Raw genomic sequence first — 20329 nt, 5'->3', positions numbered from 1 at the left:
GCTCACACCTGCGAGCGGAACGGGAACACCAGTTTCTCGCCAAGCCTCTGCCGCAACGGCCGCGCGCGCCAGCGCTCCAGCGAATACTGCTCGGCACGTTGCAGATCGCGTTCGAATACCTCGGTCATGCGTGCGGCCAGCGTGCGGTCGTAGACATTCAGGCTGGCCTCGTCGTTGAGGCGGAACGAGCGGATGTCGAAATTGGTGGAGCCTACCGACACCAACAGGCCGTCGATGATCAGCAGCTTGGTATGCAGCATGGTCGGCTGGTATTCGTGGATCTCGATGCCGGCCTGCAGCAGCGGCTCCCAGCTGGCCTTGGAGGCCAGCCGCACCGAGACGGCATCGATATGCTTGCCGGGCAGCAGCACCCGGATGCGCACGCCGCGCGTACGTGCTTCGAGCAGCGAGCGGGTGATCAAGGCATCGGGTACGAAATACGCCGCAGCCAGGTCGATGCTGCTGCGTGCGGCGGCGATGGCGATCAGGTACATCAGGTGCATGCTTTCGCTGCCGCCGGCCGGCGAGGCCACGAACAACTGCGCATCGCTGTCGCCGGCAGCCTCCAGCGCCGGGTAATACTGCGCGCCGTTGACCACACGGCCGGTGGTCTTGATCCAGTTGTCGTTGAAGGCGGTCTGCACCTGCGCCACCACCGGGCCCTCGATGCGGTAGTGGGTGTCGCGCCAATGGTCCGGGTCCTGCGCGTCGCCCATCCATTGGTCGGCCACGCCGACCCCACCGGTGAAGCCGATGCGGCCATCGATCACCAGCAACTTGCGGTGGGTGCGGTTGTTGATGCGGTGCAGGTTGTACCAGGCCAGCGGGCGGTAGCGATGCACCTCCACGCCGGCCTCGGTCATGGTGTCCACCAGTGCATGGTCCATCTTCAGGCTGCCACCCCAGTCGATGGTGACCCGCACATCCACCCCGGCACGCGCGCGCTCGGACAAGGCGTCGCTGAACTCGCGGCCGATCTCGCCCGACCAATAAATATAGGTTTCGAACGTGATGGTGTGCTGCGCGCTGCCGATGGCCTCCAGCATGGCCGGAAAGATCTCGCGGCCGTTATTGAGCACGTCGATCCTGTTGCCCGGCAGGATGGCCGGCCCCAGCAACACCGACATCTCGCGCTTGAATTGCGGATCGGCAACGTCGTACAGGTGTTTGGGGATGTGCTCGAGCTTTTTCTCCGGCGTGGCGAAGTTGAGCAGCAGCAGCCCCACCAGCAAGGTGACCGCCACGGCGGCCACGATGATCCATGTCATGCATCCCACTCCGATGTCCCGCCACTGCGGGCGCAAGCGGCCGGCATTTTGGCAAGGCCGGTGGCATGGGGTTTGTGAAGGGGCAGCAGCAGGAGGTGGCATGCACGCGATGTGCTGCCTGCCTCACTGCACCAGATGCAGGTAGTTCGGCGGTACATGCCGCGTCAGCCAGACGCCGTTGTCGGCCTGGTAAAAAACATGGCCGTCCTCGTGCATCTGCAGGCTGTGCACGCGTAGCACACTGGGTGCGCCGTGCCGTGCGCCGACCGTGGTGGCGGTCTTGGGATCAGCGGACAGATGCACATGATGGCGTTGCCCGGGCTGCAGGCCTTGGGCAAGGATCGCCTCGAGAAAGCGGGTCGCGGTGCCGTGGTACAGCATCGATGGCGGTGTGCGCGGCATATGCATCAGAGCGACGGTCGCTGTGGAGTGGCCTTGGACTGCGCGGATTTGCCGACCATCGGCAGACAGCGCAAAGCGCTGCTTGTCGTTGCTGGAGACCACTGCACGGATCAGGTCTGCATCCAGCGCCCTTCCAGCGGCAGTGGCGGCAGCGATCAGGGCATCGATGTCGGCCCATCCTTGGCGATCCAGTGTCAGCCCGATTGACTGCGGTGCATGGCGAAGGACATAGCTGAGGAACTTGCTGGTCTCGGTGTGCAGCGAGCGCATGTGCAGTGCTGGGGTGTGGTGCGTGGATGCGAGTCTACCGCCGCGCGCTGCGCAGACCCCACGCACTGCACGATGCGCGGCATGCAGCGCGTGTCTGCGTGCGGCGTCGCGCAGGCACATCGACATCCACTTCCGTGTCTGCGTCTGCGTCTGCCGCATCACGGTGGCGGGCTGTCGGTCGACAGGGCAATGCCGCGTTGCGCCTCGAGTTCGGCCAAGCGGGCGCCCAGGGCCTGCCGGATGGAATGGTAGGCGCTGGCACCCATCACCAGACGCCGCGGTGGCGGGGCGTGTTCGGTGCTGGCGATCATCGCCTCGACCATGCGTTGCGGGTCGCCCGCGATGACCCAGCTGCCATCGTCCAGTGCGCGGCTGAGCGCCCCGACCGGCGTGTCGGCGTAGTCGGCAGGAATGTGGGTGCGCACCAAGGCGGCGCCGAAATTGGTACGGGCCGGGCCGGGTTCGGCCAGGGTGAAGTGGATGCCGAAGCCGGCCACTTCCTGCTGCACGGCCTCGACGAAGCCTTCGATGCCCCACTTGCTGGCGTGGTACAGGCTGAAGCCGGGATAGGCGATCTGCCCACCTTCCGATGACACCTGCACCACGTGCCCGCCGCCCTGCTGGCGCAGCCGCGGCAACACTGCCTGGATCACTGCGATGGAGCCGATGAGGTTGGTGTCGATGATCGCGCGGACCTGCGCCTCGGTGGCGGCCTCGGCCGCGCCCAGCGTGCCGTATCCGGCATTGCTGACCACCACATCGATGCGACCCAGCGCTGCGAATGCCTGCGCCACCGCTACGTGCACGGCTGCAAAGTCGCGCACGTCCAGCTGCAGCACCGTCGCTGCATCGCCATACCGGGCCTGCAGATCGGCCAGCGCCTGTGGTTTGCGGACGGTGGCGACGATCCGGTCGCCGCGCGCCAGCACGGTCTCTGCTAGGAGGCGGCCGAAGCCGGACGATGCGCCTGTAATGAGCCAGGTCTTGGACATGGGAGTGGCCTTGTTCGCTGGAGAAGGCGTCACTCTAGGAAACGGGAATTGTTGGGTCTATGCCATAAAATTCGAATGACTTGATGCGGTTTTGCCACCAATGTCCAAGCCCGGCTTCAACGATCTGGTCGCCTTCACTGCGGTGGCCACGCACCGCAGCTTTCGGCGTGCCGCCGCTGAGGTGGGCTTGGCGCCGTCCTCGCTCAGCCATGTGATCAGCGCACTGGAGCGCAATCTCGGCGTGCGCCTGTTGCACCGGACCACCCGTAGCGTGTCGTTGACCGAAGCCGGCGAGCGCCTGTACGCAAGGCTGGCGCCGGCGCTGCAGGAGGTGGACCACGCGTTGCTGGCGCTGGACGATTTCCGTGGCGGGCCCACCGGCACGGTACGCATCAACGCACCGGAAGTGGTGGTGCAGGTCTTGCTGCAGCAGGTAGTGCCGCAAGTGCTGGCGCGCCACCCGGCGCTATCGGTGGATCTGGTGAGCGAAGGCCGGCTGGTGGATATCGTGGCTGCAGGATGCGATGCCGGCATTCGCTTCAGCGAGTCGGTGCCGCAGGACATGGTGGCGGTACCGTTCGGTGGGCCTACGCGTTTCCTCGCCGTCGCGGCGCCCGCCTATCTTGCGCGCGCCGGGATTCCATCAACGCCCGATGCCTTGCACCGGCATGCCTGCATCCGCCACCGCATGCCCAGCGGCCGGCTGTACCACTGGGAGTTCGAGCGCCGTGGCGAGGAGGTGGTGATCGATGTGCCCGGGCGGCTCACCCTGGACCAGATCGCGCCGATGCGCGAGGCGGCCGAAGCCGGCCTTGGCATCGCCTACGTGCCCGAGTACGCGGTCAGCGCCGCCCTGCAACGCGGCACGTTGGTGCCTGTGCTGGACGCATGGTGTCCCACCATTCCGGGGCTGGTGCTGTACTACCCGGGGCATCGGCATCTGCCGCCGGGTCTGCGCGCCTTTATCGAGACGCTCAAGGAGCTGCTGCCGCAGCACGGCTGAAGCGCACCTCACGGCTCCGACCATGGCGCTGCCTGCACGATCACGCGTGCGCCAATGCGCGGCAGCAACAGCAGAACCCGGCGGTGTGCGGTGCTATGGTTCGCGCCATGCGTCCGGCCGCCGCCATCCGGTTCATTGCCACCTTGCTGCAACCGGCAACGCCGGCCGATGCCAGCTGGCTGTTTCTGCTGCTGCCTGCAGCGGCGAGCAACGCGTTGCCCACGCGCAGCATGGTGAGCGTCACTGGGACGGTGGCCGGGCACCCACTGCAGGCGACGCTGCAGCCGGACGGGCGGGGCGGGCATTGGCTGACGATCGAACGCGCCCTGCAGCAGGCAGCCGGTGTGTGCGCTGGACAGACGGTGGCGCTCGCGCTGACGCCCGTGGCCGAAGAGCCCGAGCCGCTGGTGCCGGACGATCTGCATGCAGCGCTGGCCGCGCATCCGGCCGCGCGTGCGACCTGGGACGACATCACCGCCGTGGCGCGGCGCGATTGGATCTTCTGGGTTGTGTCCGGCAAGAAGGCCCAAACGCGGGGCAAGCGCATCGCTACCGCATGCGCCATGCTGGCCTCGGGCAAGCGGCGTGCGTGCTGTTTCGATCGCTCCGGCAAGTACAGCCACGCGCTGGCGGCACCCACGCCAAAAGCGGGCTGAAGCAGGCGGCCCGGTGTACGAGTTGCCGCCATCTATAAGCCAAAATGCTTACATGCGTCACACAAGCGCGCACCTATACTCCGGGGCTGTCCCACCGAAGAGGTTCTGACCGCATGAGCGCACCCCCATCGTCTCCGATCGCTGCCGGTTCTGGCACAGCTGCCGGCAGCCTTCGCCGCTCGGTGTCCAACACGCTCAAGGGCTCGGCCGGCAACCTCGTCGAGTGGTACGACGTCTACGTCTATTCGGTGTTCGCCACCTACTTCGAGTCGCAGTTCTTTTCCAAGGAAGACAAGAACGCCACCATGTTCGTGTGGGCGATCTTTGCGATGACGTTCCTGATGCGCCCGATCGGCGCGTGGTATTTCGGCCGCTTCGCCGACCGTTATGGCCGCCGCCTGGCGTTGACCATTTCGGTATCGGTGATGGCGCTGTGCTCGTTCGTGATTGCGATCACGCCCACGGTGGCCACGATCGGCATCGCTGCGCCGATCATCTTGCTGGTGGCGCGCCTGCTGCAGGGCTTTGCGACCGGCGGCGAATACGGCACCAGCGCCACGTACATGTCCGAAGCGGCGATTCCCGGCCGGCGCGGCTTCCTGTCGTCGTTCCATTACGTGACGCTGGTGGGCGGGCACGTACTGGCACAGACCACCTTGCTGATCATGTTGCATTTCTTCGATGCGTCGCAGGTCTCCGAATGGGGCTGGCGCGTGGCGTTCGGGCTGGGCGGCATCGGCGCTTTGGTGGTGTTCTGGCTGCGCCGCACGATGGATGAGTCGCTGAGCTCCGAATCCATCGCCGATTCGCGTACCGGCAAGGCCAAGGCCTCCGGCTCGATGCGCGAATTGTTCGTCAATCAGTGGCGTCCGCTGCTGTTGTGCTTTTTGATCACCGCCGGCGGCACGATCGCGTTCTACACCTATTCGGTCACCGGGCCGAAGATGATCCAGACCGCGTTCGCCGGTGGCGACGTGATGGCCGGCACCATCATCAATCTGGTGGCGCTGACCGTGCTGATGCTGATGCAGCCGGTGGGCGGCTGGTTGTCGGACATCGTGGGGCGCAAGACCTTGCTGGTGTTCTTCGGCATCGGCGGCGTGCTCTACACCTGGTTCCTGGTGATGGAACTGCCCAAGCAGACCGACTGGTTGACCGCGTTCGCAATCCTCACCGTGGGCTTTGTGATCCTGACCGGCTACACCTCGATCAATGCCGTGGTGAAGGCGGAATTGTTCCCCACCCACGTGCGCGCGCTGGGTGTCGGTCTTGGCTACGCGCTGGCCAATTCGGCCTTCGGCGGAACCGCGCCGTTGCTGTATCAGGCCTCGCTGAAGACCAACCACGTGACCGAGTTCGTGATCTATGCGACGGCGGTGATTGCGGTGTCGTTGGTGGTCTACATGTTCTTCCTGACCAACAAGGGCAGCAACTGGCTGGACGACGAAGCGGCGATGCATCAGCGCAAGCGGTGATGCATGCGCGCGGGCAGAGCCCTGCCCTTCTCCCTGCGGGACATTGTCCCCCTTCATGGGCGAGAAGGTGCCCGAAGGGCGGATGAGGGGCGCCTCAGGTGATTGGCATACCGAGCGTGGTAAACGCGTCGCCACGCGCAGCCAAGGTGAAGCTTCGATGCTGCGGTCGTGCATTGGTAGCCAAACCCTCAGCTCAACCCCCGCTCCGCGTCCCGGCCTGCACTAGCAGCGCGGCCGCTGCAAGACATGCGCGCCAGTGGAGCGCAAGCAGTGCCTTATCGTCCTGGCGGGAGAGGGGCTAACGCGGGCTGCTGTTCTGCGCCGTCCTGATGCTGCGCTGTTGTCTTAGCAAACACGCTGTAACGCAAACCAATCAACCCCAACAACGCTTCATCACGCTGCGCGCCTGCCGGCACCTTGCCCACGCGCGTCAGCGACATATCCAGACGATCACGCAAAGAGTCAGGCCCAGGCAACGGACGCTTCCGTGCAACCTGCCGCCGGTAGTGCGCAGCCACGTCGCGCAACATCGCGTCCACCGCATCGCGACTGGACGCCGGCAGGCCATGCCGTGCACTGCGCAGCTGCAGGATGTTCAAGCCTACGCGCACTTCGTTGAGCATATCCACCGAGGCCAGGTCGCTACCTTCCGGCGTCAACGCCAGCCGTGGCGCAAGCAGACCAAGCAGATCCAGCATGCGTGCGGCAAAGTGCTGGCGATCCTGCGCGCCATGTCCGTCGGCGGCATCGGCCAGCGTGCGCCAGCCCTGGCGCACCAGTCGGCGCGCGCTCCATTCGGCACCGACCGAACGAAACAGACGCGTCAGCACCACCGCAAACCCGATCCCCAGCACCATCGCCACCGCCGCGTTGACGAAGCTCTGCAGGTTGGCGCTGTAGGTGTTCTGCAGGCTCAGCAGCGCGGTGAGGTTCACCACCAGCGGCAAGGCGATCAGCATGCTCCCGGGGCGATGCAGCAGTGCGCCCAATGGCAGGAAGACCGCCGCCAGCACCACCACCAGCATCGGGAAATCGTGGATGGCCGGGAAGATGCCGAACTGATAGATGCCGGCAACCACGCTGGCCACCACCGCCCAGGTCAGGAACGACAGCATGCTCGGCGCGGGGTCGTCCTGCGCGGCGAAAAACGCAGCAGTCACTGCGGCCATCATCGCGCCATTGCCGCCGCCTTCCCAGCCGATGCCGATCCACAACACGCAGTACGCCATCAGCGCAAAGCCGGCGCTCAGCGCGGAAAATGCGGCCATGCCCAAATCGATGTGGCGCGTGGCGTGTGCCGCAACCGGAGTGTCAGCAATCTCTGCAGAGGGATGGCCCGATGGCTGCCACGCTGCCGCACGCGTTGACGAGCGCAGCGCCGCGTCGTCCTGCGTGGGCACGGCCGGCTTCGCCGCGCGACGGCGCGAGAAGCCCAGGCGCTGCAGCAACGCCCCGGGCCCTGCGGAACGCGCCGCGGCATCACGCGCTGCAGGGTCGGCTTGTAGGGATGCATCAGGTGCCGGCGCCGGCAGCGCACGCAGTGCAACGGGCGCGGTGCCCTGCACCAGCGCCTGCTGCAACGCGCGGCAGTCCTGCCACAGGTCGAGCAGCTCCTTCAGGCGCAGCAGCACACTGTCCAGCAGCAGGTGATCGATGTCCTGATCCACCACCGGGCGCAGTGCCTCGATGCGCGCACGCAGTGCATCAGCCTGTCGGGCGGCATCGGCATTGGCACTGCCGGTGTCGGCGACATGATCCACCCACGCAGCAACAGCTTCCAGCAATGTCGCCAACTCCGGCCCGTGCGCGGCGTCGTCGCGCTGCAAGGCCTCCAGGCGGTCGGCAATCGACGACAGCACCGGCAACAGCATCAGCATGCGTGCGCGCAACTGTTCCAGCGCAGGCGCGGCGCCGGCATGGCGTGGGTCGTCATGGCGCACGAAGGCGATCAGGGCCTCGAACTGCACCAGATCGGCCGCCAGCCGATTGCGCGGCGCCTGCGACGGGCCGCGCTGCAGCACCTGGCGGCACCATTGCGCGGCGTCCTGCATCCAGTTGCCGATCCGCGCGGTGAGCATCGGCTTGACCGAGGCTGGGAACAACAGCGACGCGAACAGCACCGCCATCACCGTGCCCAGGATGATCTCTTCGCTGCGGGCCACCACGGTGTCGAAGATGCCTTCCGGCGAGGTGACCGCCGGAAAGCCGATGAAGGCGGTGGTGTAGCCGGCCAGCAGGAATGCATAGCCGCGCGGGCCGCGATTGAGCAGCGCCAGGAACAGGCAGGCCGAGAGCCACAGCGCCATCGCCGCGCTCAGCAGCAACGGCGTTTCCACCAGATTCGGCAGCATCACCAAGGTGGCCACGCCGGCCAGCAAGGTGCCGAGCACGCGGTACACGCCCTTGGCACGGGTGGGGCCGAGCAGCGGTTGCGAGACGATGTAGACCGTGGCCATGGCCCAGTACGGTCGCGACAGATTGCCGGCCAGCGCGACATACAGCGCCGCGATCGAGGCGGCAAAGGTCTTGGCCGAAAACAGCCAGGCCTGGCGATCGCGCAACAACGGGCTCATCGTGCAGCCGTGGTGGTGTTGCGCCCGGCGTCGGCATCCCAACCGCCGCCCAGCGCCAGAAACAGCTGGATCTGGTCCTGCGACACCTGCGCCTGTGCGTTGGCCAGGGTCATCTCGGCGCTGGCCAGGGTGCGCTCGGCGTCCAGGCTGGACAGGTACGGCGTGCGTCCGCCCTGATACAGGCGCCGGTTTTGCGCCGACGCCAGCTCGGCCTGTTGCTGCGCCTGTTCCAGCAGATGCAGGCGGTCCAGGTCCTGCGCATAGCGCGACAAGCTGGTCTGCACCTCGCGCAAGGCCTGCAGCACGGTATTGTCGAACTGCGCCAGCGCCGCGTCGGCGCCGGCTTCGGTGGCGCGCACCCGCGCACGCGCACCGCTGGAGGGCAGCGTCCAGGAAATCAGCGGGCCCAACGACCACGCATGCGTGGCCGGCTCGCCGAAATCCGCCAGCAGGCCGGTGGCACCGATCGAGCCGCCCAGACGGATATCCGGATACAGCTCGGCGGTGGCCACGCCGATGCGCGCGGTGGCGGCGGCGAGCCGGCGCTCGGCCTGGCGCACGTCCGGGCGGCGCGCCAGCAGCGCGCGGCCATCGCCGATCGGGATCGGCTGCTGCACTGCAGGCGCGTGCGCGCAGCTGTCCACGCCGGGCGGCAACTCGCCGGGCGTCTTGCCGAGCAGCGCGGCCAATTGGTAACCGGCGGCCTGGCGGCGTGCGCGCAACGGCGGCAGCGCCGCTTCCAGCATCGCCACCTGTGCGGTGGCGCGCGCCAGATCGGGCGGCGTGCCGCGACCGGCCGCGATCAGGCGCTGGGTGATCTGGCGGCTGTGTTGCTGCAACTGCAGCGAATGCGCGGCCACCTGCAGCTCATGGTTGGCGTGGCAAATCTCCACATAGCTGCCGGCCACCTGCGCGGCCACGCTGACGCGCGCCAGATCGATCGCCGCCTGCGCCACCTGGGTGTCGGCATGCGCGGCTTCGGCGCCGCGTTGCAGCTTGCCGAACAGATCGAACTGGTACGACACGCCGAACTTGCCATCGGCCAGGTTGAATACCGGCAGCTTTTCTTCCTGCAAAAATGCTTCGGCCGAGACCTGCGCGCGGCTGACGCCGGCTTCCACGTCGTAATCGAACCCGCCGGCATCCATGGCCTGTTCGTACACCGCGGCAGCGCGGCGCAGGTTGGCACCGGCCACCTTCAATTCGACGTTGTCGCGCAGGGCCTGCTCGATCAGGCCATCCAGCATCGGGTCCTGATACAGCGCCCACCAGCGCGCCGGCAGCGCGGCGCCGGGCTGCACCTGCGCGTTGCCGGTGTCCAGGAACGCGGCATTGGCGGCCGGGCGCTGGTAGGCCGACTCCGCCGGCACCGCGTAGTTCGGGCCGACCGTGCTGCAGGCACTGAGCATGCTCAGCAGTGCGGCCACTCCCAGCGGACGCAACATCGCGCGGTTCATGGCGCCGCCTTGGCCTGCACATGGGCAGGCGCGGTCGCCGGGGTTGGGTGCGCTGTGTCGGGCAGAATGCTCACCGTGGCAGTGCGCCCTGCGATCAACTGCACATGCGCAGGCACGCGATCCAGCACGATGCGCACCGGGATGCGTTGCGCCAGCCGGACCCAGTCGAATGCCGGGGTGACATTGGGCAATGCGCCGGCGCTGCCGCTACGGTAGCGGTCTTCGATCCCGGCGGCGATGCTCTGCACATGCCCCTGCAGCGTGACCGGCTCGCCCATCAGCTGCACGTCCACGCGCTGGCCGGGGTGCACGCCCTGCAGGCGGGTTTCTTCGAAGTAGCCATCGACGCGGAACGAGCCGGTGTCCAGCACCGCCACCACCGGACGCCCGGCGTTGACGTAGTCGCCCACCCGCACGGTGCGGTCGCTGACGCGACCGTTAGCCGGGCTGCGCACCTGGGTGCGGTCCAGGTTGAGCTGGGCCAGATCCACCGCCGATTGCGCGGTGGCCACTGCGGCCTGCGCCTTCTGTACGTTGGAGCGGCGCACTTCGGCATCTTCGGCGGCGACCAGATCCTGCAGGCTGCGGTCGCGCGCGATCTCGCGGCGCAACTGGGTCAGCGTAGCCTGGCGTTCGGCCAGCGCGGCGCGCGCCTGTTCCAGCGCGATCGCATAGCGCGCGCGGTCCACCACGAACAGCAATTGCCCGCGCGTCACCGGTTGGTTGTCGGCCACGGCGACCGATTCCACCAACCCGGAGACGTCCGGCGCCACCTGCACCACATCGGCGCCCACGTGCGCATCGCGCGTCCACGGCGCCTGCATGTAATAACGCCACAGGTGCTGCAACACCCACGCGGCCAGCACCACCATCGCCAGGGTCAGCAGTGCCGGCCCCGCGGTCTTGAGCAGCTTTTTCACGATTGCATCCAACGGGTAAGGAAGAACAGGCCGCCCAGCAGTGCGATGTACAACGCCAGGTTGAACAGCGCCGGGTGCCAGATGTAGCGGTAGGCGCCAGCGCGGGTCAGCAGCGCGGCGATGCTGCTGTTGAGCAGGTAGGCCAGCGTCATCAACGCCAGCAAGGTGGGTACGAACACACCGTAGAGACTGAATTCGCCATACATCGGGCACATCCTGGAAAAAGAACCACAGCGCCCGGCGCAGCGCGCCGGGGCATCGGAAAGGGCACAACGGGCGTCGCGCGCGACGCCGACAGCCGACTCAGTCGGCCTGGCTCAGACGCGCATGCGCCTGCGCGATCTGCTCCCACAAGGTCAGCACCACCTGCACGTCGGCGTCGCTGAGTGCGCCCAACACCTGCGCACGCAGTGCATCCAGGCGGATCTCGATCTGGCCGACCAATGCCTGGCCTGCATCGGTGAGCCACAGCTGGTTGGCGCGGCGGTCGCTGCTGTCGGCCTCGCGGCGCAGCAGGCCCTGCGCGGCCAACTTGTCCAGCAAACGCACCAACGAGGGGCCTTCCATGCCCAGTTGCTGGGCCAGCGCCACCTGGCGAATGCCGCCGCCGGAGCGCCCGATCATCAGCAACGGTCCGGTGCAGGCGCTGGACAGGTCGAACTCGGCAAACGCCTGATCGGCCAAGCGTTGCCACTGACGGGCAGCCACCAGCAGACCGGAACTGAGCTGGGCGCGTGGAGAAAGAGCAGGTTTCATAATAGATAGGATGCTATCAATTCATAAATGAATCAATAGTCACTGAATATGTGCAAGCTGGCGCAACCGCCACTGGGGCGGCCGGGCCGTCCTCGGGTACCATGCACGCCCCCTTTGGGTGCACCTGCGCATGAGCCAGTCCAACCAGCCCGATTCCTCCGTCACCCAGACCCAGGCCGAAGAGGCCGTGCGCACCCTGTTGCGCTGGGCGGGCGAAGATCCCACGCGCGAGGGCCTGCTGGACACCCCGCGCCGGGTGGCTGAAGCCTACGGCGACTGGTTCAGCGGCTATCGCGAAGAACCGCGCGAATACCTGGAACGCACGTTCGAGGAAGTGGCCGGCTACGACGAGTTGATCGTGCTGCGCGACATTTCCTACGAAAGCCATTGCGAGCACCACATGGCGCCGATCATCGGCAAGGTGCACGTGGGCTATCTGCCGCGTGGCAAGGTCGTCGGCATCAGCAAGCTGGCCCGCGTGGTGGAAAGCTACGCGCGCCGCTTCCAGGTGCAGGAAAAGATGACCGCGCAGATCGCCCAATGCATCCAGGACGTGCTGCAGCCGCTTGGCGTGGGCGTGGTGGTGGAAGGCGCGCACGAGTGCATGACCACCCGCGGCATCCACAAGCGCGGCGTCAGCATGGTGACCTCCAAGATGCTGGGCACCTTCCGCGAAGATGCGCGCACCCGCGCCGAATTCCTGCAGTTCATCGAAGTGGGCGGCAAGCGTTGAGGCAGTCGCGGCAGCGCCCATGAAGCACCAGGCACGTATCGCCGGTTATCGGCAACTGCGCGAGCAGCCGGTATGGAAACTGCTCGCCGCCGACCACGCACCCGAACTGATCGGCCTGCTGCAGACGGTGCTGATGGATGGCGAACGCCGCCTGCCTTCGGCCGTGTTGCACGAACGTTTGCAGCGCCAGCTCGACGCCTTGCGCGCCGACGAGCTCTCGCGCGAACTGCCGCGCACCGCACAGGCATATCTGGCGCATTGGTTGGCACAGGGCTGGCTGGAACGCCGCCTGCCTGAAGGCGCAGCCGAAGAAGAATACGAACTCTCGCGTGCCGCGACCCAGGCCATCCGCTTCATCGCCGGCCTGCGCGAAAGCAGCAGCAGCGCCACCGAAAGCCGCCTGTCGCTGGTGATCCAGCAACTGGTGCAGCTGGCCGGACAGACCGAGGCCGATCCAGAGCTCCGGCTGGCCGCGCTGCGCGATGAACGTGCGCGCATCGATGCCGAAATCGAACGCGTGGCCTCCGGCCGCGTGGCGGCGCTGGACGGCAAACGCGCGCTGGAACGCGCGCGCGACCTGATCCATCTCTCTGACGAGCTGGCCGAAGATTTCCACCGCGTGCGCGACGACTTCGAGCAGCTCAACCGCCAATTCCGCGAGCGCATCATCGACGACGAAGGCGCGCGCGGCGACGTGCTCGAACAATTGTTCAAAGGCGTGGATGTGATTGCAGACAGCGAAGCCGGGCGCACCTTCGAGGCGTTCTGGAGTCTGCTCAACGACACCCAGCAAAGCAGCCAGCTCGACCAGGCGCTGGATGCGCTGCTTGCCCGTGGGTTTGCCCGCAAGCTCGATCGCCGCGAACGCGCCTTCTTGCGCGGGCTGACCGGCACGCTGCTGGAACGCGGCGGCGAGGTGCACACGGTGATGCAGCATTTCGCGCGCAGCCTGCGCGGGTTCGTGCAAAGCCGTGGGTATCTGGAACAGCGCCGGCTCAATCAATTGCTCAAGCAGGCGCAGGGCGAAGCCTTGCAATTGCGCGACAGCCTGCACGCCACCACCGCCACCGGCTATACGCAGGCACTCAGCAGCAGCCGCCTGCGCTCGCTGTCGCAATGGCGGCTGCACGATCCACGGCTCACCCAGGTCGATGGACGCGTGCAGGCCGCCGACGCGGCCGAGATCTCGCTGGACAGCGTGGGCGATCTGGTCGCGCAATCGGAGATCGATGTGCGCAGCCTGCGCAACGACCTGCATGAGCTGCTCGGCCAACGCCCGCGGCTGACCATCGGCGACGCCTTGCAACAACGCCCGGCCGTGCAGGGCCTGGGCAGCGTGATCGGATACCTGTCGCTGGGCACGCGCCACGGCATGGTGATCGAAGGACAGATGGAAACGGTGCAATGGGAAGGCAGCGACGGCGCCGTGCGGCGCGCGCGCATTCCCTTGGTGTGGTTTACCCGGGAGAAACGCAATGAACTGGTCTGAGGACGCCGGCCCGGACGCCGACGAGAGCACCGCGGTGTCGGCCATCGACGACCGCATGCCGATGACGCAAGCCTCCAGTGCCGAGCCGCGCGGCGAGCTGTTTTTAGGCGACACCGGCACGCTGCCGTTCGACGCGCGGCGTGCGCTGTGCCAGTTGCTGGCAGGGCCCAGCATCGATGCGCAACGGCACGGCGCGCTGTGGCCGGCGTTGTTGCGCAACGAGGTGGCGATCCGCCAGGTGCTGTGCGAGCTGTTTCTGGAGCTGGTGCTCGACCGCGAGGGCGGGGTGGCCTTCACCCGCCAGGCCGACACCGCCGAGCTCGAATCGCCCACCTTGCTGCGCAGCGCGCCGCTGACGTTCATCGAGTCGGTGTTGCTGCTGTTCCTGCGCCAGCAACTGGCCGAGGCCGATACGCGCGGCGAGCGTGCGGTGGTGGACGAAGCGCAGTTGGTGGAGGCGTTGTCGGTCTACGAGAAGAACGTGTCCACCGATCGGGCGGGCTTCGCGCGGCGGGTGATGACGGCCATCGGCAAGATGCGCGACAACCAGTTGCTGTCGCGCTTGCGCGGCAGCGAGGAGCGCTATGAAGTCTCGCCGGTGCTGAAGCTGTTGTTCTCGGCGGAGGATGTGCAGGCCTTGGTGGTCGCGTATCGCGGTTTGCGGGAAGGGGATGTAGCTGCTGAGTAATTTTCCTTCTCACGCGCCGGCGCGCCGGCTTCCGTTCTCGCTTCGGGACATTGTCCTCCTTCATCGGGAAGAAGCTGCCCGCAGGGCGGATGAGGGCACGTTGTGGCGTGGTGCTTGGGAGCATGTCGTATGTGTTGCATCTACTGCGACGGCAGTTATAGGAATCGCAGCATCAACAGCAACAGCGCCGCAGCAACACACCACACAGCAGCGCGGCACCATGCGTCATCCGGTTTTTCGCGTTCCACGTCGTCCCGTTTTGATGAGTGAGCTATGAATTCCCAGTCCAATCTGTCGCCAGCGCAACCAGGTGCCTCCTTGTTTGCCGAGACGCTCGCCGAGCAACGTGCGCAGCAGTTCCGCATGCGGCGCTTGCAGGTGCACAACTGGGGCACCTTCAACGGGCTGACCGAAGTGCCGATCGCGGAGAAGGGCTTCCTGTTTGTCGGGCGTTCGGGCTCGGGCAAGTCCACCTTGCTGGATGCGATGTCGGCACTGCTGACGCCGCCGAGCATCGTCGACTTCAACGCCGCCGCGCGCGAAGCCGAGCGCAGTGGGCGCGATCGGAGTCTGGTGTCGTATGTGCGCGGTGCGTGGGCCGATCAGCAGGACAGCGCGTCCGGCGAAATCGCTACCCAATACCTGCGCAAGGGCGCCACCTGGACCGCGCTGGTGCTGGAATACGCAAATGCGCACGGCGAGGCGGTGAGCCTGATCCGCTTGTTCTGGATCGCCGGCAGCGGTAACGCGGCGGCCGATGTGCGGCGTCACTACATGGTCGCGCCACGCCGTTTCGACGTGGCGACCGAGCTGGATGGCTTCGATCTTGACCTGCGCAAGCTCAAGGCGCGATTGGGTGAGGACGTTGCGCATTTCGACGGCTTCGCCGGCTACGCCGAACGTTTCCGGCACGCGCTGGGCATCGGCAACGAGATGGCGCTGCGGCTGTTGCACAAGACCCAGTCGGCCAAGAACCTGGGCGATCTCAATGCGTTTCTGCGCGGCTTCATGCTGGACGAGCCGCGTACCTTCGAAGCGGCCGACCGGCTGGTGGAAGATTTTGCCGAACTCGATGGCGCGCACCATGCGGTGGTCACCGCCCGGCGCCAGGTGGAAACCCTGACCCCTGCGCGCGAGCACCACGCGGCGCTGATGGCGCTGCGCCACAGCGTCGGCGAGTTGCGCGAGCTGCAGCTGGGCGTGGACAGCTACCGCGAGCAGCAGCGGCTGGCCTTGCTGGAGGAGCGGCTGCAGGAGCTCGACAACCAGGACCGTGGACTGGCCGGCGAAGAAGGCCAGCGCCGCGAATCGCTGGATAACCACGAACAAAAACTGGTCGGCCTGGAGCGCGAACAGCGCGCCGCCGGTGGCGAGCAGATCGAGGAACTGGAACGCGAACGCGCACGCGTCGAGCGCGAGCGCGACGAACGCCTACGCCGCCGTGCACAGATCGAACAGGCCTGCCGCCAGCTCGGCACCGCCCTGGCGGCCGGCGCCAGTGGCTTTGCCGCACAGATCGCGCATGCGCAGACCGTGCTGGATAACGGCAAGCATGACGCCAGCGCGCTGGATGAGGCCATCGCCGAACGCATGGGCGCGCGGCGCGACGACGAGCGCCGGTTTGCCGAAATCCGTGCCGAACTGGAGGCGCTGAAGCGCGCGCCATCGAGCATGCCCGCACCGATGCAGGCCCTGCGCGCGCGCTTGTGCGAAGACACCGGCATTGCCGAGGCCGCGCTGCCGTTCGTTGGCGAGCTGGTGCAGGTGCGCGAGGACCAGACGGCCTGGCGCGGTGCGATCGAGCGTGTGCTGCACGGCTTTGCGCAATCGCTGCTGGTGGACGAGCGGCATTACGCGCAGGTCAGCGAATGGGTCAACCGCACCCATATCGGTACGCGTCTGGTGTACTTCCGTGTGCGCCGCAACGACGAGCTGCATTCGCGGCGGGTCGATCCCGGCGCGCTGCCCGGCAAGCTGCAGCTGCGCGAGCACGCCTTTACCGAATGGCTGCGCAACGAACTGACCCGTCGCTTCGACTACGCGTGCGTGGACAATGCCGCAGCATTGCGCAACGCCGACCGCGCGATCACCCGCGAGGGCCAGGTCAAGCATCCTGGCGATCGCTATGAGAAGGACGACCGCCACGCGGTCAACGATCGCAAGCGTTGGCTGCTCGGTCACGACAACCGCGACAAGCTCAAGGTGTTCGAGCGCGAAGCGCAGGCGCTGGCCCAGCGCATCGCCAGCTGCGATGCCGATGTGGCAGCGCTGCGCAAGCAGCGTGAGCAGGACCAGGAACGCCAACTCGCTGCGCACACCTTGGTGGAGCGCGACTGGGACGAGATCGACGTCGGCCCCAAGCTGCAGCGCCTGAGCGATATCGACGAACAATTGGTGCAGCTGCGCGAAGGCAACAGCGGCCTGCGCGTGCTCGGCCAGGCCATCGAGACCGCACGGACCCTGCGCGACCAGGCCAAGCGCACCTATGAAGATGTGCGGCTGGAGCGCGCGCAACTGGCGCGCGAACGCGTGCGGCTCGAACAGCAGCACGCGGCCTGCGCGGGCCGCGCCGGTTCCGCCACGCTCACGCCCACCCAGTTGCAGGGCTTGCGGGAACGGCTTGCCGCATTGACGCCGCTGTCGCTGGACAATCTGGAAGCGCATTTCCGCGTGGTCGAACGTGGCCTGGCCGAGCAGTTGGCCGACAGCCAGGGCCGCGACAGCCGGCTCAGCGCGCAGTTGCTGGAATGCTTCCGCAAGTATTGCCAGCAGTGGCCCGAAGACAGCGGCGATTTCACCGTGAGCCTTGCCAGCGCCGACGATTTCCTCGCGCGCCTGGACCGACTGGAAAGCGATGGCCTGCCGCGTCACGAGCATCGTTTCTTCGACCTGTTGCAGACCCAGAGCAAGAACAACCTGCTGGCCTTGCAGCGTTACACCGCCGAAGCCCACAAGGGCATCAAGCAGCGCATGGACGAGGTCAACGCCAGCCTGGAGCAGGTGCCGTTCAATCGCGACACCGTGCTGACCATCGAGGTCGGCGACCGTCGCCTGGCCGAGGTGCAGGAATTCCAGCAGCAGTTGCGCGCGGTGCTGTCGCATCAACAGACCGAAGACCGCGCCCTGGCCGAAGCGCAGTTTTCCACCTTGCGTGCGCTGGTGGCGCGCCTGGGCGCGCAGGAACCGGAGGCACGCCGCTGGCGCGAACAGGTGCTGGATGTGCGCCTGCATGTGGAGTTCATCGGTGTGGAACTGGACGCGCAGACGCGCGCGCAGGTGGAGATCTACCGCAGCGGCGCCGGTAAGTCCGGCGGTCAGCGCCAGAAACTGGCAACCACCTGCCTGGCGGCCGCGCTGCGCTACCAGCTTGGCGGCGAAGACGGCGAACTGCCGCGCTACTGCGCGGTGGTGCTGGACGAAGCCTTCGACAAGGCCGACAACGAATTCACCGCGCTGGCGATGAACATCTTCGAGAACTTCGGCTTCCAGATGGTGGTGGCCACGCCGTTGAAGTCGGTGATGACCTTGGAGCCCTTCATCGGCGGCGCATGTTTTGTCGAAATCAGCGGCCGCCATAACTCCGGCGTGTTGCTGATCGAATACGACGAGCAGGCACAGCGATTGAAGCTGCCGGAGCGCTCGCGTGGCGATGAGCCGGCGGCTGCCGATGCTGCTGACGCAGCGCCGTCGATCACGGCGTTGAGCGAGCCTGCAGTCGTGCAGGGCGCTGCCAGCGCAGATGGCATGGCAGCCGACGGCGTGCCGCTGCACACGGCATCGCCTGCGGCGGGGGAGACCTCGTCCGCGGCGCCGGAAACGCAGACTGGTCAGCGCAAGCCGGCCGTCGCGACGGCGAACAAGCAGAACAAGGCCGCCAAGAACGCCAGGACTGCATCTTCCACGCGCGCTGCGGCACAGTCTCGCGCAACGCAGACCAAGAAACCGACTTCGCGCACGCCAGCTGTGGCCAACATGCCGGCATCCGGCAAACGCACGGCGGACGCGTCGGCGGTGTCTTCAGGAGCCAGGTCCAACGTGGGCAAGACCACTCCGTCTTCAAACACGCCGGGCAAGCCGATTGCGGCCGCAAACGCATCCAACGCCACATCCAGGAAGGTCGCCGCTGCATCTGCGCCAGTGAAAAACACTGCCGCAGCCAAGCCACGTGCAACAGCTGCATCGACTGGTCAGCCAGCGCGTGGTGCCGGCAAGACATCTTCATCACGTGCGGCAGCGAAACCGTCGCCGGCCAAAAAGCGTGCCGCTAAGGCGAACGCCCCGCAGGCGCGCGGCAAGCGCTGAAGACAATCCACGGGCGACGCCATCTGCACGTGGCGTCGCCGGTTCGACTACGCTGCGTTGGCAGCGGGTGCCAGTGATGAGTGCAGCAGATCCCAGCCCATCTTGCCGATCAGCACGATCACCAGCACCAGGAACAATTTGCGGATCAATGGCGTGCCGCCACGTAACGCCATCCGTGTGCCGGCCACCGCGCCAGCCACGTTCGCCGCCGCCATCGGCAGGCCGATCGCCAACATCACCTGCCCGCTGGGCAAGAAGAACGACAGCGCCGCAAGGTTGGTGGCCAGGTTGACCACCTTCGCCGCCGCCGAGGCGCGCAGGAAATCCAGCCCGAAAAAGCGAATGAACAGGAAGATCAGGAAGCTGCCCGTACCCGGGCCGAAGAACCCGTCGTAGAAGCCGATCGCCGCTCCCATCGCCAACGCGGTGGCCAGTTCGCGCCGGCCGATCTGACGTGGCCGATGCAGCGCGCCGAAGTCCTTCTTGATCAATGTGTAGATCAGCATCGCGATCAGCAGCACCAGGATCAGCGGCCGCACCGCCTGCTTGGGCATCAGGCTGACGGCGGTCGCGCCCAGGAACGAGAACGTAAACGCCGCCGCGGTGGCATACAGCACCGGCCGCCACGGAAAGCGCACCGTGCGCGCGTATCGCCACGCCGACGCAGCGGTGCCGAACATCGCACTGAACTTGTTGGTGCCCAGAATCAGCGACGGCGCCTGCTGCGGCAGCGTGGCAAACAGGCCCGGCAGCTGGATCAATCCGCCGCCGCCGACCGCCGCATCCACCAACCCGGCCACGAACGCAATGCACAGCAGCCACGGCAATTCGGTGGGAATCAGTTCCAGCAAGACCACGCTCCGCGCAACGGGGGGCGACAGCATAGCCGCCGCTCCCGCGTCCCGCTTCGCAATGCAATCCCCAATCCCCAATCCCATCCCGCACAATCCCCGCATGCCGACCACACCCACCGACCCCTGTCCCTGCGGCCGCCCGGCCGATTACGCACGTTGTTGCGGCCCGTATCACGCCGGTGCCGCCGCGCCCGACGCCGAGACGTTGATGCGCGCCCGCTACAGCGCCTACGTGCGCCGCGATGCTGCGTACCTGCTGGCCAGCTGGCATCCGTCCACGCGCCCGGCCGCGCTGTCGCTGGACGAAGGCGGGCGCACCACCTGGCTTGGCCTGAGCGTGCAGCGCACCCTCGAGACCGGCCCCGAGACGGCCGAGGTGGTCTTCCTGGCGCGCTATCGCATCGGTGGCGGCAGCGCAGTCCGCATGACCGAACACAGCCGTTTCGTGCGCGAGGCAGGTCACTGGTACTACCTCGACGCGCGCTGAGACC

General features: G+C 66.8%; 17 protein-coding genes. 8 read left to right on the top strand and 9 right to left on the bottom strand.

What is annotated here, in order from left to right:
* Positions 1-2 precede the first annotated feature (2 nt).
* From ACCQ16_RS20575 to ACCQ16_RS20565, 3 genes are all read right to left on the bottom strand, one after another.
* A complete protein-coding gene (locus tag ACCQ16_RS20575) occupies positions 3-1268 on the bottom strand; it encodes a phospholipase D-like domain-containing protein (RefSeq protein WP_218499886.1) in 1266 nt (421 codons plus the stop codon).
* Positions 1269-1391: 123 nt separating this feature from the next.
* Positions 1392-1940, bottom strand: coding sequence for an RNA 2'-phosphotransferase (locus ACCQ16_RS20570; RefSeq protein ID WP_277573468.1), 549 nt, complete (start codon positions 1938-1940; stop codon positions 1392-1394).
* Between the two features lie 158 nt (positions 1941-2098).
* Positions 2099-2932, bottom strand: a complete 834-nt coding sequence (locus tag ACCQ16_RS20565; protein ID WP_277573467.1) for an SDR family oxidoreductase — start codon at positions 2930-2932, stop codon at positions 2099-2101.
* Between the two features lie 100 nt (positions 2933-3032).
* Here ACCQ16_RS20565 and ACCQ16_RS20560 point away from each other — a divergent pair, with 100 nt between their 5' ends.
* The 3 genes from ACCQ16_RS20560 to ACCQ16_RS20550 all read left to right on the top strand — a co-directional run bounded on the left by ACCQ16_RS20560 (position 3033) and on the right by ACCQ16_RS20550 (position 6066).
* A complete protein-coding gene (locus ACCQ16_RS20560; protein ID WP_277573466.1) occupies positions 3033-3935 on the top strand; it encodes a LysR family transcriptional regulator in 903 nt (300 codons plus the stop codon).
* 107 nt (positions 3936-4042) lie between these two features.
* Complete coding sequence (locus ACCQ16_RS20555) at positions 4043-4591, top strand: YdeI/OmpD-associated family protein (RefSeq protein WP_277573465.1); 549 nt, start codon at positions 4043-4045, stop codon at positions 4589-4591.
* Between the two features lie 113 nt (positions 4592-4704).
* Positions 4705-6066 (top strand): MFS transporter, encoded by a 1362-nt coding sequence (locus ACCQ16_RS20550; protein WP_011349150.1) that lies wholly within the window; start codon positions 4705-4707, stop codon positions 6064-6066.
* A gap of 275 nt (positions 6067-6341) precedes the next feature.
* On the opposite strand, the gene ACCQ16_RS20545 is transcribed toward ACCQ16_RS20550, so the two are convergent.
* The 5 genes from ACCQ16_RS20545 to ACCQ16_RS20525 all read right to left on the bottom strand — a co-directional run bounded on the left by ACCQ16_RS20545 (position 6342) and on the right by ACCQ16_RS20525 (position 11772).
* Positions 6342-8639 (bottom strand): FUSC family protein, encoded by a 2298-nt coding sequence (locus ACCQ16_RS20545; protein WP_372380143.1) that lies wholly within the window; start codon positions 8637-8639, stop codon positions 6342-6344.
* Positions 8636-10096, bottom strand: a complete 1461-nt coding sequence (locus ACCQ16_RS20540) for an efflux transporter outer membrane subunit (protein ID WP_122272096.1) — start codon at positions 10094-10096, stop codon at positions 8636-8638. The genes ACCQ16_RS20545 and ACCQ16_RS20540 overlap by 4 nt, the downstream gene beginning before the upstream one ends.
* A complete protein-coding gene (locus tag ACCQ16_RS20535; RefSeq protein WP_218556448.1) occupies positions 10093-11016 on the bottom strand; it encodes an efflux RND transporter periplasmic adaptor subunit in 924 nt (307 codons plus the stop codon). The genes ACCQ16_RS20540 and ACCQ16_RS20535 overlap by 4 nt, the downstream gene beginning before the upstream one ends.
* Entirely contained in the window at positions 11013-11231 is a 219-nt protein-coding gene (locus ACCQ16_RS20530; RefSeq protein WP_008574653.1) for a DUF1656 domain-containing protein, read from the bottom strand. Before ACCQ16_RS20530 ends, ACCQ16_RS20535 begins: the two co-directional genes overlap by 4 nt.
* An 88-nt stretch (positions 11232-11319) precedes the next feature.
* Entirely contained in the window at positions 11320-11772 is a 453-nt protein-coding gene (locus tag ACCQ16_RS20525; RefSeq protein WP_008574655.1) for a MarR family winged helix-turn-helix transcriptional regulator, read from the bottom strand.
* Positions 11773-11902: 130 nt separating this feature from the next.
* Here ACCQ16_RS20525 and folE point away from each other — a divergent pair, with 130 nt between their 5' ends.
* From folE to ACCQ16_RS20505, 4 genes are all read left to right on the top strand, one after another.
* Complete coding sequence (gene folE / locus ACCQ16_RS20520; RefSeq protein WP_008574657.1) at positions 11903-12505, top strand: GTP cyclohydrolase I FolE; 603 nt, start codon at positions 11903-11905, stop codon at positions 12503-12505.
* 19 nt (positions 12506-12524) lie between these two features.
* Positions 12525-13994 (top strand): DUF3375 domain-containing protein, encoded by a 1470-nt coding sequence (locus ACCQ16_RS20515; RefSeq protein ID WP_277573463.1) that lies wholly within the window; start codon positions 12525-12527, stop codon positions 13992-13994.
* Positions 13981-14682, top strand: coding sequence for a DUF4194 domain-containing protein (locus ACCQ16_RS20510; protein WP_008574660.1), 702 nt, complete (start codon positions 13981-13983; stop codon positions 14680-14682). The genes ACCQ16_RS20515 and ACCQ16_RS20510 overlap by 14 nt, the downstream gene beginning before the upstream one ends.
* A 273-nt stretch (positions 14683-14955) precedes the next feature.
* Positions 14956-18984, top strand: coding sequence for an SbcC/MukB-like Walker B domain-containing protein (locus ACCQ16_RS20505; protein WP_277573462.1), 4029 nt, complete (start codon positions 14956-14958; stop codon positions 18982-18984).
* 47 nt (positions 18985-19031) lie between these two features.
* Here ACCQ16_RS20505 and ACCQ16_RS20500 read toward each other — a convergent pair whose 3' ends face one another.
* Entirely contained in the window at positions 19032-19868 is an 837-nt protein-coding gene (locus tag ACCQ16_RS20500) for a sulfite exporter TauE/SafE family protein (protein WP_277573461.1), read from the bottom strand.
* Positions 19869-19938: 70 nt separating this feature from the next.
* Between ACCQ16_RS20500 and ACCQ16_RS20495 the strand changes: the two genes are divergently transcribed.
* Positions 19939-20325 (top strand): YchJ family protein, encoded by a 387-nt coding sequence (locus ACCQ16_RS20495; protein WP_081711182.1) that lies wholly within the window; start codon positions 19939-19941, stop codon positions 20323-20325.
* The last annotated feature ends 4 nt before the right edge of the window (positions 20326-20329 follow it).

This window comes from Xanthomonas sp. NCPPB 1062, assembly GCF_041481705.2.
Lineage (GTDB): Bacteria > Pseudomonadota > Gammaproteobacteria > Xanthomonadales > Xanthomonadaceae > Xanthomonas > Xanthomonas euvesicatoria.
The sequence above is the reverse complement of the archived record's forward strand: the minus strand, read 5'-3'. Positions and strand labels throughout refer to the sequence as shown.

Bases quoted from the DNA above. Each gene is read 5' to 3' on its own strand.
- ACCQ16_RS20575 (WP_218499886.1), bottom strand. From the start codon at position 1,268: ATGACATGGATCATCGTGGCCGCCGTGGCGGTCACCTTGCTGGTGGGG.
- ACCQ16_RS20570 (WP_277573468.1), bottom strand. From the start codon at position 1,940: ATGCGCTCGCTGCACACCGAGACCAGCAAGTTCCTCAGCTATGTCCTT.
- ACCQ16_RS20565 (WP_277573467.1), bottom strand. From the start codon at position 2,932: ATGTCCAAGACCTGGCTCATTACAGGCGCATCGTCCGGCTTCGGCCGC.
- ACCQ16_RS20560 (WP_277573466.1), top strand. From the start codon at position 3,033: ATGTCCAAGCCCGGCTTCAACGATCTGGTCGCCTTCACTGCGGTGGCC.
- ACCQ16_RS20555 (WP_277573465.1), top strand. From the start codon at position 4,043: ATGCGTCCGGCCGCCGCCATCCGGTTCATTGCCACCTTGCTGCAACCG.
- ACCQ16_RS20550 (WP_011349150.1), top strand. From the start codon at position 4,705: ATGAGCGCACCCCCATCGTCTCCGATCGCTGCCGGTTCTGGCACAGCT.
- ACCQ16_RS20545 (WP_372380143.1), bottom strand. From the start codon at position 8,639: ATGAGCCCGTTGTTGCGCGATCGCCAGGCCTGGCTGTTTTCGGCCAAG.
- ACCQ16_RS20540 (WP_122272096.1), bottom strand. From the start codon at position 10,096: ATGAACCGCGCGATGTTGCGTCCGCTGGGAGTGGCCGCACTGCTGAGC.
- ACCQ16_RS20530 (WP_008574653.1), bottom strand. From the start codon at position 11,231: ATGTGCCCGATGTATGGCGAATTCAGTCTCTACGGTGTGTTCGTACCC.
- ACCQ16_RS20525 (WP_008574655.1), bottom strand. From the start codon at position 11,772: ATGAAACCTGCTCTTTCTCCACGCGCCCAGCTCAGTTCCGGTCTGCTG.
- folE (WP_008574657.1), top strand. From the start codon at position 11,903: ATGAGCCAGTCCAACCAGCCCGATTCCTCCGTCACCCAGACCCAGGCC.
- ACCQ16_RS20515 (WP_277573463.1), top strand. From the start codon at position 12,525: ATGAAGCACCAGGCACGTATCGCCGGTTATCGGCAACTGCGCGAGCAG.
- ACCQ16_RS20510 (WP_008574660.1), top strand. From the start codon at position 13,981: ATGAACTGGTCTGAGGACGCCGGCCCGGACGCCGACGAGAGCACCGCG.
- ACCQ16_RS20505 (WP_277573462.1), top strand. From the start codon at position 14,956: ATGAATTCCCAGTCCAATCTGTCGCCAGCGCAACCAGGTGCCTCCTTG.
- ACCQ16_RS20500 (WP_277573461.1), bottom strand. From the start codon at position 19,868: ATGCTGTCGCCCCCCGTTGCGCGGAGCGTGGTCTTGCTGGAACTGATT.
- ACCQ16_RS20495 (WP_081711182.1), top strand. From the start codon at position 19,939: ATGCCGACCACACCCACCGACCCCTGTCCCTGCGGCCGCCCGGCCGAT.